Origin of the sequence: Hyphococcus aureus, from assembly GCF_042643165.1 — a bacterium.
GTDB lineage: Bacteria > Pseudomonadota > Alphaproteobacteria > Caulobacterales > Parvularculaceae > Hyphococcus > Hyphococcus aureus.
The window spans coordinates 2,028,901-2,041,096 of sequence record NZ_JBHRSH010000001.1 but is presented as its reverse complement, the minus strand read 5'-3'; the positions used below and the strand labels follow the sequence as shown (position 1 = coordinate 2,041,096).

The following is a 12,196-nucleotide window of genomic DNA, read 5'->3' as shown; positions in this document are numbered from 1 at the left end:
CCGAGGATGACAGACTCTCCCGCCTCCATGATCGATCAGGATCACCTGCGCGAGATGATCGAGGTCATCAGTGGGGAGCTTGAGCTACGCCCGCTTTTGACGATCATCGTTCAAAAAGCCTGCGAGCTGTTGCGCGCGGAACGGGGCTCCATCGGCCTTGTCGTTCCCGAGGAAGGCATCGTCCGCATCGAGGCCGTTTACCGCATGCCGCCCGAGGAACTCGGATCCATTTCCTCACCGGATGAAGGATTGGCGGGCAGCGTTTACGCCCGTTGCGCGCCTGTGCTGCTTGAGACCTATGGCTCTTTGGAAAGACCAAAGCTGCACGGCATGGATGAAGACAGCGTCATCGGCATGCCGATCATGTGGCGCGGCGATATTATCGGCACTTTCGGCATTGGCGCCGGTCCGCCGAAACGCTTTGGCGACAACGATATCCGGATGCTTGGCATTTTCGCGCGGCACGCCGCCATCGCCATTAACAACGCCCGTTCCTATGAACGGGAAAAAAATTACGCCGGGCTGAAGGAACGCCAGCGCCTCGCCCGCGATCTCCACGATAATGTCAGTCAGCTGATCTTTTCCCTGTCGCTTGTCGCGCAATCGGTCGGCGCCGGGTATGAGCGCAGCAAGAAGGAAGGCGACGCCCGCACTTCGCGCCTCATCGACATCGCCAGCCTCGCCCAGCGTGAGATGAAAGCGCTCCTGTTTGAATTGCGCGGCCCGCCCGAGGACAGGGACTCCCTCGCCGCTTACGCCCGCGCCGACGGGCTCTCCAAGGCGCTGGCCCGGCACTGCGCCCTCACCGCAAATGAATACGCCGCCGTGACGATCAATGTTGATGACCGGCGCCTGGCCCCGGATCAGGCTGAAGCGCTCTTGCGCATCGCACAGGAAGCGCTGGCCAACGCCATACGCCATGGCAAGGCCGATAACATCTTCATTTCGCTGGACTATCACGAAAGCGAGCTGATATTTCGCATCCTCGATGACGGCCGTGGGATGCCTGAGGACAAGGCCGAGATGACCGCATCGACACAGATCGGGCTGCCCAGTATGCGCGCCCGCGCCGCCCGCCTCGGCGGCGATCTCCACATCCTCAATCGCACGCCGCAAGGGTTCGGCGTTGAGGTTCGCCTTCCCCTGGCTTAAAAGGCTCCCAAGGGAGAAAGGCCAGGATGATGGAACGCGCCGCCATACGCGTCATGATCGTCGATGACCACCCGATCGTCCGGGAGGGATTGCGCACGCTTTTGAGCGACGAGCCCGGCATTGAGATCGTCGGCGAGGCTGGCGACGCCGAGCAAGGCGAACAGCTCGCGGCGACGTTGAAACCCGACATCATCCTGATGGATGTGACCCTGCCCGGCCGCAGCGGCATAGAAGCCGCCGCCGAGATCCGGCGAAAGGGATTGCCGTCAAGAGTGATCTTGTTGACGAGCGCGCTGGGCGACGATCTCAAACTTCAAGAGGCGATCGACGCGGAGGTGATGGGTTATTTGCTGAAGGATGTTTCACGCGGCGAACTGGTCTGGTCTATCGAAAGCGCCTATCGCGGGGCGCCCGTTTTCCATCCCTCCGTACAGAAACAACTTCTACGCCGCGCGACCGGGGAGCGCTTGCCCCATGAAAAACTGACCCCGCGGGAACTTGATATTCTGAAGGCGATCGCAAGCGGCAAAAGCAACAAGGTCATCGCTTATGACCATAACCTCACGGAAGGCACCGTGAAGGGCTATGTCAGCGTGGTTCTATCGAAGCTTGATGTCACGGACCGCACCCAGGCCGCGCTGTACGCGGTGAAGCATCAGCTCGTTGACTAGCCAGAACTTGCCGCGCGAGGCTCTCGCTCAAAACAAAACGGGCTTTCCTAATGGAAAACCCGTTTTAGAAAATCAGATAGCTCTGACTCAAGCCTGACTGGCACAGCCTGTTTTAATTGAGGCCGGGCAGGAAGAAGCTCTGGGAGACGGCCTGTGAGGTGACATTGCTCACACGTCTCATGCTCATGGCGAAGTCATAATTCGTCACCTGAACATTCATGACCACTTCCTGAGAAATGAACACATTGTTCAGCGTGTTATTGATAACGCTGCTAAGCCCGTTCGATTCGATTCCACGAATGCCTTTCGGTTCGTCAATATTCTTCAGCGTGGCGGAAATCGTGGCAGGTGGAGACACGGGCGGCGAATTTTTCCCGCTGTTTCCATTGCCGGTCGAAACCGCTTTGCCAAGGGGAATGCTGTACTGCGTTCTCGACTCGGGAACCGCTGGGACCGCCGAAGGAGCAGGCGAACTTACCTCTGGGGGAGGAGATGAAGACGACGTGTCCTGATCGCCTTGCGACGCGTCTGTCGATGATGAACCAGGCGTTGGCAGCGGCATGTATGGCGTTGACGGCGCTGGTGTGGAATTGGAGGCCGTCTGGGTGTTGTTATTCGTTGCCGACGCCGGGGAGGTATTTGCAACAGCTGCAGGCGGAGTGGATGACGTGGGGGCGGATGTCGTGCTTGTGTTGGCTGCTGTCGCCGCTGGCGGCGTTGGCGTGGTGGTGGCCGCAGGGGTGGATGAGGCGGCGGGAGCGCTAGGCGCAGATGTTGACGGCGCAGCGCTCGCTACAGTCGTTGGCTGTTGGGCCGCTGGTTGTTGCGATGATGCAGCCGGCGTGTTCTGCGCAACAGACTGAGGCGCGGAAGGTGTGTTGTTCTGGCTGGCGCTGTTGTTGTTATGATTTCCGTTATTGCCGAACGGGCCGCCATTCTGACCGAATGGACCGCCATTAGATCCAAAAGGTCCGCCATTGCCGCCAAAAGGGCCATCGGGAAGGGGATTAAACGTAGGCGGCAACACCTGTATGCCGATATTGAAGTCGAGGCCGCCAAACCTGAAGCCGCCGCGCGCCTCGCCAAGCTCATTCGCCGACATGGGCTTTTCATTCAGCTCAAGCAGGCCTGCGGTAAAAAGATCATCCGGCTCGCTCGCAACGGCTGCGCCCAGGGAAATCAGGCTGGCGGCGCCCATGATGCTGGCGGATTTCACGAAGAACATTATCGAACCTCCACAATGGTGTTGATCGTGAAGCCAGAGAAAGATGGACGCGTCTGATTTAGATAAAGCGATTGAAGCGATTCATCATCAAGCGCCCGGTCATGCGGGGCCGACGGCGCAAGGCGCCAGTCGGCAACTTGGTTGAAACTCTGCTTACCGCGCACGACATCAGAACGAATAAATAAAATCGTTCCATCCCACCGTTGCTCAAATATGTTACGCGGCAACGATACAACTCCCGAAGACGGGTCGCCGATCAATACGACCTCGTCCGTTATGCCTTTGATTACAACAAAATGTTTGTATCCGCGCACATCTACAAGCGCGATGCCGGGAACGCCAATTTCCTGAACCCGGTCAAGACTCAAAACAAACCCGTCCGCTTTGAGATTGAGACTTTCGAGATAGCGCTTCATTTCCAGAAGCGAAAAGCCAAGCTCGCGAATGCGGTTCTGGTCGCCCACTTCCCACATGGCCTTGAAGGCATCGGTCTCCGACGTTTCGCGGTCATAGTGAAAGGTTAACAGCGTCGCCAGCGCGGCCGAGCCGCAGCTGAAATCATATTGTTGCCTGACGACAGTCGTGAATTTGCGCTCCGCCATGCTGACGACAGGAACGCGCGCCGAAGCGCCGCCGACAAAGAAATCAATATCGCCGGCGCGCGCGCCGAACGATCCGAGGAAAGAGAGCGCCAACGCAATCGCCGCCCCGGCGCCAAGACGCCGTCCGCAGTTCAGATTGCGATTAAAGAAGCTCATTTTTCCCCCAAAACCCTTAATATTACTGACCAGGCCCTGCCCCTTGCAGGAAGATGTTCAAATTAACGACGCTTTGCATGACAACGCCAGTCCCGGTGTTGTTGAACACCGTGGTGATGCCGCTGTTGTCCGAAACGATGTTGTTCGACACATTGCCGCTGGTGGAATTATTCGCGTTGATGTTGTTAACGCTGCCATTGTTCTCAGCGATATTGACGCCGAGATTGGCGATGTCGATCGCGGTGTAGGCGCCGCCGGAAGCCGTTGACATGGTCGCGTCATCAAGCGCGCTCACACCGGCCAGCGAGGCCACTTCGTCGAAGACATCAAGCATTTGTTCTGCGGCGACGGGCGCATAAGCGTCAAGCTGAGCTTCGCGCTCCACGTCTGAAAGACCCGGGTTCGATGCGATCAGCACCGGCGTGATAATGAAACCCCACGCACTCATACCCATTTTGATATTCCCCCTAACACAACTTCCCGGCGACTTTCGAAATTTAATTCGCGACAAACGCGACCACCGGAAATTTGATGTTTGTAAAGTAGCACCGTTCTCAAGATCTAATAGTTATCTTTTATTAAGGCAGACGCTGCAGGGAAAATTCCCTGCAGCGTCCATAGGCTCACACGCTTAGTTAGGTGTGTTTACCGTACCAACGTTGACGTTCTGCGAGTTCGAGAAGCTGCCAACACCAGTGTTGCTGTTGTTGATCGTCAGACCACGGTTATCCGTCATGGACTGGTTGTTGATGTTGCCAGTCGTGAACGAACCGTCGAATGCCGGCGTCGCGAAAGTCACGTCGCTAACAGAAGCTGAAAGCTCATTCGAGTTCAGCTGGACGTCGCCGATCGTGAGCTCCAACGTCGTGTTGTAGGAGTCATTGATCGAGTTGTCGGAGTTATCCGAAGCGTCGACATCAACCGCAACGTCAACAGTCGTGGAATTGTCGGAATTGTCGACATTCACGGAACCGCTGTCGTTGGCGACAGCAGAACCGCCATCAGCGGTGTTGTTGTCGGAGTTGTCGGAATTGTCGGAGTTGTCCGAGTTGTCGACGGTGACCGAACCGCTGTCGTTTGCGGTCGCGGAGCCATTGTCGGCAGTGTTGTTGTCGGAGTTGTCCGAGTTGTCGTTGCCGGAGTCGGAAATGTCGATATCGAGACCGTCATTGTCCGAGCCGTCACCGTCAATATCCAGACCGTCATCGTCGGTCGTGGTGTTGCCGCTGTCTGCAACGTCAATGTTCGTGCTGGTGTTCGACTGTGTCGAACCGCCGCTAGCGGAGTTCGAACCGTCGGAAGCCTCGTTCGTCTCGTTGCCGTTGTCGGAAACGTTCAGGTCGAGGTTGCCCGAATCATTGATGGAGTTGTCGGAATTGTCCGAGTTGTCCGAATTATCGGAGTTGTCGGAGTTGTCGATCGACGAACCGTTGTTTGCAGAACCGTTGTCTGCAGACGAGTTGTCGTTGCCGGAGTCAGCAACATCAACGTCGATCACGTCGTTGTCGGAACCGTCGCCCGAAAACGCGTCAACGGAGTTGTCGGAGTTGTCGTTGAACGAATCGGTCGTGTCGATGTCGTTCACGTCATTGTCCGAACCGTCGCCCGAGAACGCGTCAAAATCAGCATTGCCCGAATCATTGATCGAGTTGTCTGAATTATCAGAGTTGTCGGAGTTGTCGTTGCCAGAGTCGGTAACGTCGACGTCGAGCACGTCACTGTCGTCGCCCGTGAAGGCGTCAGTGTCGGTCGAGTTGTCCGAGCTGTCGTTGCCGTTGTTGTAGATGTCGGCGTCGATAGCGTCGTTGTCGGAACCGTCGCCCGAGAACGCGTCGAGATCGGCATTGCCGGAATCATTGACGGAGTTGTCGGAGTTGTCGGAGTTGTCCGAATTGTCGTTGCCGGAATTGTCAACGTCGATCACGTCGCTGTCGTCGCCCGTGAAGGCGTCAGTGTCGGTCGAGTTGTCCGAGCTGTCGTTGCCGTTGTTGTAGATGTCGGCGTCGAGCACGTCGTTGTCGGAACCGTCGCCCGAAAACGCGTCAAGATCAGTCGAATTATCGGAATTGTCCGAGTTATCCGAGCTGTCGTTGCCGGAATTGTCAACATCGAGAACGTCGCTGTCGTCGCCTGTGAAGGCGTCAACGGAGTTGTCGGAGTTGTCGGAGTTGTCCGAGCTGTCGTTGCCGTTGTCCTGAACATCGATGTCATTGATGTCGCTGTCGGCGCCGGTGAAGGCGTCGAGATCGGCGTTGCCCGAATCATTGACCGAATTGTCCGAGTTGTCGTTGCCGTTGTCATAGATGTCGGCGTCGATCACGTCGCTGTCGTCGCCCGTGAAGGCGTCGGTGTCGGACGAATTGTCGGAGTTGTCGGAGTTATCGGAGTTGTCCGAGTTGTCCGAGCTGTCATTGCCGGAATTGTCGACATCGAGAGCGTCGTTATCGGAGCCGTCGCCCGAAAACGCGTCAACGTCGGCATTGCCGGAATCGTTCACGGAGTTGTCGGAATTGTCCGAGCTGTCATTGTCGTTGCCGTTGTTGCTGAGAACATCGGCGTCAATGACATCATCGTCCGTAGACTGGTTGCCGTCGCCAGATTCCTGTGCGCCGGGACCAGCCTCGCTCGGTTGAGCCCAGGCGGCGCCCGCAGAAGCGAGCAGCGCGGAGGCTGCAATCGTTGTCAAAAGCTTAAGTTTCACTTGATCGTCTCCCACTATGGTTTCACTGCAAAGCGACCCTCGCACCCCTCCCCGTTTCTATCCCGGGAAAGCCACGGTGATCGCCATTGGGAGCTTGTCCCCCCCAACGCCGTCTTTGATTGCAATCACTGTGCCAAAACGGTCCAGCGGGCGACAAAGATTGCTTAACATTCTGTAAATGCTGGATGATCTTTGTTACGAAATGGAAAGAAAGCGAGATTGCTGCGCCGCAACAATGTGTTCAGGCGCAAGCTGGAATGCACAGCAGGTTGCGCATTCGTCATCATCGCCGCTGCGCCTTGTCTCATTCCTGAAAATGTCCCGCACGCTTGCGCCGGACCAACTTCGTTTGCGTTTCTGTCCGGCCTGGTAATTGCTCGACAAGCCGTCATTGATCATCTTGAATGTGCGCAGTCGCCGCGCCCGTCGCTATGATGTCGTTGTGATTATGTCGCCGTGAGTATTTGGGGGAACACATGCTCGTCCTGGCAGCACGACAAAAGGGAATGTCATGACCCGGCTTGTGTCAGCGCTGGCGATTGTCGCCATAGCGATTGCTCTGCTTTTCCTTGAAACATCGCGTTACGCTGAAATCCGGCGTTTACGCGAGCGCACGGAAACGCTGCAGGATGAAGTGCGCGCCGCCGGTGAAAAAGCCGACGCCGCCCTCTCGGCTGTCATTGCGCCGGACACACTCGCCCATGCGACCGGCTCGGTTTATCTGATCGTCGTCAACGGCGCGTCGCGGGGAACGGCTTTCGTTATTGACCGGGAGCATGGCCTGCTCGCCACAGCGGCGCACACAGCCAGTTCACTGCCGCTCGACGATCCCGAAGCCAGCGTCTATCTGCTTAACCGCGCCTCCAGTGCGAAAATCCCGGTTGTCTCGCGGCGCCTTCACGCTGGCTATGGCGTCTTTCGCACACTGGTCGAGGACCACCAGCCGATCCGACCCAACTCTTCTGTTTATGAGCCGAAAACAGCGCCTTTGCGCGATCTCGCTTTTGACGCGGCGCTGATTACGGTCGATCCCGCCGACCCCGAAACCGGTGAAAACAGGCTTGGCCCTGACCTCCCGATCGCATCTGAAGAGGCGCTTCTCGCCCTTGAGCCGGGGGCCCCGATCGCGGTTATTGGCTATCCTTATGACACCCTAGATGACGGCTTTGCACCTGATGCGGCAACGCCGCGCGTCGAGCGCGGGGTGATCGCCGCGATTACGCCGCCGCTCGATTCAGCAGAGGAAACGCCGAACCCGGCCATCGCAAATCTGATCATTCACCGGCTCGCCACGGCGGGCGGCAATAGCGGCAGTCCGATTCTCAACGCCGCCGGCGAAGTGATCGGCATACACACGCATGGCATCGAATCGAAAAGCTCCAACGCTGACGGCGCCGCGCAGCGCGCCGAGGTGCTCTACGACCTGACGTCTGAAGCGCGTGAACAATCGCGCCTGAACGATCTCTTCCTGCCGGCCTGGAAACGCCTGCTCAGCCACTGGACGCGCGCTGATGATGCGTTGTCATGGTCCTTCTTTATGGAATATGCGCATCCGGGCGAAAAACCGGCGCCGACCGTTGGGGCTCTCGCCGCAACCGCCGCGCCGCCCTTTACGCGCAGCATCGAAACCATCGAATTCGAACCCGCGGCGCAGACCCGCCGAGTCGAAGCGCCGGAATTATCAACTACGCTCACCGCCGCGGATGGAATAGAGACCGACGCACGCAGCTTCCTGATTCGCCAGGAAGGCGAGTATGCCGAATTCTGGCGCACCGTTGATCGCAACAGCGAGCATGTTCTGTTCGCCTTCGATTATTCCCTTCGGTCGCGCACGGGCTTTTGCCCGCTGCACACCTATTGGCGCAAAAAAGGTGAAACGCAGCTTCAGGTGATGCGGTGGCGTGCGGCGTTCGAGCTTCACTTGCCGGCATTGCCGGAAGGCGGGATCGAAGATTATCAGATCTTGCTCCGCCGCTCTCCCAAATGCGATCCGGTGAGTATGGAGTTCATCGCCGGCGCCGTCAGCTGGCCCGCCGGAACTGACAGCAGCGCCCAGACTGTCGCCTTCTCAACCGCCCAACCGGACGGCGGCCAGAATGGAACAGCGCCCAGCGCGACAAGCGTTTTCGCAGGCGCACAAGCCGCATGGAAGCGCTTCCGTGAGTGTCGACTGTCGCCGCGCAGCGAACGCCCAGACCATTGTTTTCCACCGGAATATATCGAACTTGAAGGCGCCACATCCCGTGAATAGGCGCGCGCAAGCTGTTGATTCATTCGCGTAAATGGCGAATTTTTACTACTCAGATGAATTATTCATGTCACGCAGCCGAATTCAGTTGATTCCTGCGGTAGGTGGTCTAGCTTAGCCGGCACAGTACGTTTTGCTGTCGTGTGGGAGAGATAGGCTAAGCTCTTGGGAGAGGGACTGGCCGCAAGAAGTAAACGCCGTCTTCGTTAATGAAGACGATGGTGTTCGTGCACTCATATATTCCATAAGACTAAAAACGTCCGCACAGCTTTGGGGGAAGCGAATGGATGACCATGACTATGACGGCGTAAGCCGTTCGGCCGCCTACGACCAACCTTATGCGCCCAGCGCGTACTCGCAGGAAACTTACATTCCTTCGAAAACGGCGAGGCGTCCTGAAAGATCGCTCGAACGCGGTCAATCAAATCTGATACAGCTCCGGCAGGAGCCGCGCGCAAAGTCCCGCGCGAAACTGCCGCCGCCGGAAATTATCGGCTCAAGCGACCAGGCCGCCCTGCTTCGCGAAACCATCGAAATCTACGCAGACGACCAGGCCCCGGTGCTGATCACCGGCGAAACCGGCGTCGGCAAGGAGCTGGTGGCGCGCCACCTCCATCTTGGCGGATTGCGCGCAAATGGCGGCTTCTCGCCCATCAACGCCGGCGCCATGCCGGAAACGCTCGCCGCGTCGGAATTGTTCGGCCATGTGAAAGGCGCCTTTACCGGCTCTGTCGCTGAACGCGAAGGCGCGATCGCCCTGGCCGATGGCGGCGTCCTGTTCCTTGATGAAATCGGCGACATGCCGCTAACCATCCAGACGCATCTTTTGCGCGTGCTCGAAGACGGCATGGTGACAAAGCTTGGCGGCAAGACGGCTGAAAAAGTCGACTTCCGGCTGATCTCCGCCACCAATGTCAATCTTCAGGAAAATGTCTGCGCTGGAAAATTCCGGGCGGACCTGTTTTACCGGATCAATGTGCTGATCATCGACGTTCCGCCCCTGCGCGAGCGTGGAGACGACGTCGTCGAAATTGCGGAATGGATGATCGCCAATCAAAGCGATGAGCGAAACCGCAATCTTCGGTTAACGCCGAAAGCGGCGGACCGGCTGAAGTCCTATCGTTTTCCCGGCAATGTGCGTGAACTGCGCAACGTTCTTTTGCGGGCGATGCCTTACGCGCGCCGGGAAAAAGGCAGAATCCTGCCTGAACATCTGCGCTTCGATTTCGAGCAGCTTAACGCCGGGCCGGCGAACTCTTTCGCCGTCGAAGACGCAACGGCGCTGATGAACCGTTACATGCTTTTGAAAGCGCTGAACGCCGCGAATGGCAATATCGCCAAGGCCGTGACCCTGTCGGGCCGGTCGCGCGGAACCTTTAACACTTTGAAGAAAAGCCTTGAAGGCGAGGATTTTGCATCGGCCTACCGGTCGGTTTGCGCCGAAGTGAAAGCCTTGTTGAACGACTGCTAAACATCCCAGGGGGAAGTCTTAATGAAACCGCACCTGCTACGCTATTGCGCCGTAGCCGTTCTCGCCGCCGCATTAACCAACACCGCTTATGCGGAACAGGACCCGGCTGTCACGGACACGCCTGCCGGCAGCGACACGGCCATGATGCCGAAGCCGACCATCCAGGAAGACCTGGTCTATCTGAAAGACATCGTTGCGCTTCAGACCTTGCGTCTTGACGAGGCTGAAGAGCTAATCGCCAAACAGGCGGCGCTGATTGAAGCGCAAGCGCGACAGATCAACGCGCTGAGCCGCACCGTGACCGCCATGAATGACGGCGCGGCGCCGCGATACGCCGCCGCCGCCGAAACCGCCTATCAGGTCAAAAGCGGTGACACGCTGACCTCCATCGCGCGCAGCAACAACACCACCGTGCGCGCCATCGCCGAGGCGAATAATCTGCGCCCGCCCTATCCGCTTCGCGCCGGCGCAACGCTGACGCTGCCGGGCCAGCCGGCCCCGATGCAGGTTGCGCAAGCCGAGCCTGCGCCCAAACCGGCCGCGCCGTCGCAAAAAGCGCAGCCCAAAACAACGAACACGCAACAGGCCGCAGCCGCTTCCCCGCAAGCGCAACCGACCTCCGCAACCGCGCCTTCGTCGAGCGGCGCACAAACGACGCGGGTCGCCGCGAACGACACCAAGCCCCAGCGCAAGGACGACGACAAGCCTGATCGGGCGCTGCCGACCGAAGTGGGCGTCCGCCCCGAGGACGAGGATGAAAGACCTTATCTCGCCATCTTCTCCGACATTGGCGGCATCCTGACGCCGCGCGGGACGATGTATGTCGAACCGGCGATCGATTACACGGTCGCTTCCGACAACCGCTTCTTCTTCCAGGGCATTGAAATTGTCGACGCGGTGCTGATCGGCGCCATTGAGGCGACGGACACGGACCGCCGCGCCGTGACGGAAAGCCTCTCAGCGAAATACGGCATTACCAGCCGTTTCGAAATTGACGCCCGCGTGCCTTATGTATCGCGCACCGACCGGATTTCCGGCGTCGCCATTGACGATGCGACAACCACCGTTCGCGACCTCAGCGGCAACGGTCTCGGCGATGTGGATTTCGGGCTCCACTACCAGCTCAACAACGGAACGAAATGGCCTTACACCATCGCCAATCTGCGGGTGAAAGCGCCGACCGGCACGGGGCCCTTCGATGTTGCGCGCAACGCGGATAATGGCATCGAAACCGAACTGGCGACGGGGTCAGGCTTCTGGACTGTCGAGCCGAGCCTCACCTTCATCCTGTCCAGCGATCCGGCCTCGCTCTACGCAAATGTCGGCTATCAGTACAACATGCCGACATCGCCGAACGCTGTTCTGATCGACACTGAAACGGGCGTGATACCGGCCCCTGGCGACGACACTTTCGCCCTCTCCGACAGCCGGCCAACCAGAACGACGCTGCTTGAGTTCGACCCAGGCGACGCCATCCGCACCAGCATCGGCGTCGGGTTGTCGCTTAACGAACGCCTGTCGATCAACTTTGGATATGACCAGAGCTTCTTCCTGAGATCGCGCAACGAATTCGAGAACGTCTTCCGCAATCAGGTTTTCGAAATCGCGACCAGCACGGACGAAAATCCGGCCTATGTTGACGGCGGCGATCTGGTGCCTGCCCTTGACGAGGACGGCGTGCCGATCCCCCTCATGATCAACGACCTGCTTGTCTTCGGTCCGCAACAAACAACTCTGACCCTGTCAGAATCGCCGGCGACAACTGTCGGATCCTTCCTGTTTGGCGGGTCCTACGCAATCAACAACCGCCTGCGCATCAATCTCAGCGGCGCCATCGGCGCGACCGCGGAAGCGCCGGATGCGCGCCTCTCGCTCCGGGCGCAATACCGCCTGTTCGACTAGGATTTAGGACGAAACAATATCAAGGCAGAACGGCGGGACTGAAATCCCGCCGTTTTTCTTTTGGGTGT

9 protein-coding genes are annotated in these 12,196 nt (G+C 58.3%); 5 read left to right on the top strand and 4 right to left on the bottom strand.

Annotation, left to right across the window (positions count from 1 at the left end):
• Positions 1-6: 6 nt before the first annotated feature.
• Both ACFOOP_RS10070 and ACFOOP_RS10065 read left to right on the top strand, forming a co-directional pair.
• Positions 7-1,152 carry a GAF domain-containing sensor histidine kinase gene (locus ACFOOP_RS10070; protein WP_379880817.1) on the top strand — a complete coding sequence of 382 codons (1,146 nt, stop codon included), beginning with the start codon at positions 7-9 and terminating at the stop codon, positions 1,150-1,152.
• Positions 1,153-1,178: 26 nt separating this feature from the next.
• The gene (locus ACFOOP_RS10065) at positions 1,179-1,823 is read left to right on the top strand and encodes a response regulator (protein ID WP_379880816.1); all 645 of its coding nucleotides are present in this window, start codon (positions 1,179-1,181) and stop codon (positions 1,821-1,823) included.
• A gap of 112 nt (positions 1,824-1,935) precedes the next feature.
• Here ACFOOP_RS10065 and ACFOOP_RS10060 read toward each other — a convergent pair whose 3' ends face one another.
• The 4 genes from ACFOOP_RS10060 to ACFOOP_RS10045 form a co-directional block, all read right to left on the bottom strand.
• Positions 1,936-3,048: a hypothetical protein gene (locus ACFOOP_RS10060; RefSeq protein WP_379880815.1), complete on the bottom strand. Its 1,113-nt coding sequence runs from the start codon at positions 3,046-3,048 to the stop codon at positions 1,936-1,938.
• On the bottom strand, positions 3,048-3,806 hold the full coding sequence (locus ACFOOP_RS10055) for a C39 family peptidase (RefSeq protein ID WP_379880814.1): 759 nt from the start codon (positions 3,804-3,806) through the stop codon (positions 3,048-3,050). The genes ACFOOP_RS10060 and ACFOOP_RS10055 overlap by 1 nt, the downstream gene beginning before the upstream one ends.
• Positions 3,807-3,828: 22 nt before the next feature.
• On the bottom strand, positions 3,829-4,260 hold the full coding sequence (locus ACFOOP_RS10050) for a hypothetical protein (RefSeq protein WP_379880813.1): 432 nt from the start codon (positions 4,258-4,260) through the stop codon (positions 3,829-3,831).
• A 177-nt stretch (positions 4,261-4,437) separates the two neighbouring features.
• Positions 4,438-6,507, bottom strand: a complete 2,070-nt coding sequence (locus ACFOOP_RS10045) for a beta strand repeat-containing protein (RefSeq protein WP_379880812.1) — start codon at positions 6,505-6,507, stop codon at positions 4,438-4,440.
• Between the two features lie 511 nt (positions 6,508-7,018).
• On the opposite strand from ACFOOP_RS10045, the gene ACFOOP_RS10040 reads away from it, so the two are divergent.
• The 3 genes from ACFOOP_RS10040 to ACFOOP_RS10030 all read left to right on the top strand — a co-directional run bounded on the left by ACFOOP_RS10040 (position 7,019) and on the right by ACFOOP_RS10030 (position 12,128).
• Complete coding sequence (locus ACFOOP_RS10040; protein WP_379880811.1) at positions 7,019-8,758, top strand: S1 family peptidase; 1,740 nt, start codon at positions 7,019-7,021, stop codon at positions 8,756-8,758.
• Between the two features lie 280 nt (positions 8,759-9,038).
• On the top strand, positions 9,039-10,226 hold the full coding sequence (locus tag ACFOOP_RS10035) for a sigma 54-interacting transcriptional regulator (RefSeq protein WP_379880810.1): 1,188 nt from the start codon (positions 9,039-9,041) through the stop codon (positions 10,224-10,226).
• Positions 10,227-10,247: 21 nt separating this feature from the next.
• Positions 10,248-12,128, top strand: a complete 1,881-nt coding sequence (locus tag ACFOOP_RS10030) for a LysM peptidoglycan-binding domain-containing protein (RefSeq protein WP_379880809.1) — start codon at positions 10,248-10,250, stop codon at positions 12,126-12,128.
• Positions 12,129-12,196 lie beyond the last annotated feature (68 nt).

Bases quoted from the DNA above. Each gene is read 5' to 3' on its own strand.
- ACFOOP_RS10050 (WP_379880813.1), bottom strand. From the start codon at position 4,260: ATGGGTATGAGTGCGTGGGGTTTCATTATCACGCCGGTGCTGATCGCA.
- ACFOOP_RS10070 (WP_379880817.1), top strand. From the start codon at position 7: ATGACAGACTCTCCCGCCTCCATGATCGATCAGGATCACCTGCGCGAG.
- ACFOOP_RS10035 (WP_379880810.1), top strand. From the start codon at position 9,039: ATGGATGACCATGACTATGACGGCGTAAGCCGTTCGGCCGCCTACGAC.
- ACFOOP_RS10065 (WP_379880816.1), top strand. From the start codon at position 1,179: ATGATGGAACGCGCCGCCATACGCGTCATGATCGTCGATGACCACCCG.
- ACFOOP_RS10040 (WP_379880811.1), top strand. From the start codon at position 7,019: ATGACCCGGCTTGTGTCAGCGCTGGCGATTGTCGCCATAGCGATTGCT.
- ACFOOP_RS10030 (WP_379880809.1), top strand. From the start codon at position 10,248: ATGAAACCGCACCTGCTACGCTATTGCGCCGTAGCCGTTCTCGCCGCC.
- ACFOOP_RS10055 (WP_379880814.1), bottom strand. From the start codon at position 3,806: ATGAGCTTCTTTAATCGCAATCTGAACTGCGGACGGCGTCTTGGCGCC.
- ACFOOP_RS10060 (WP_379880815.1), bottom strand. From the start codon at position 3,048: ATGTTCTTCGTGAAATCCGCCAGCATCATGGGCGCCGCCAGCCTGATT.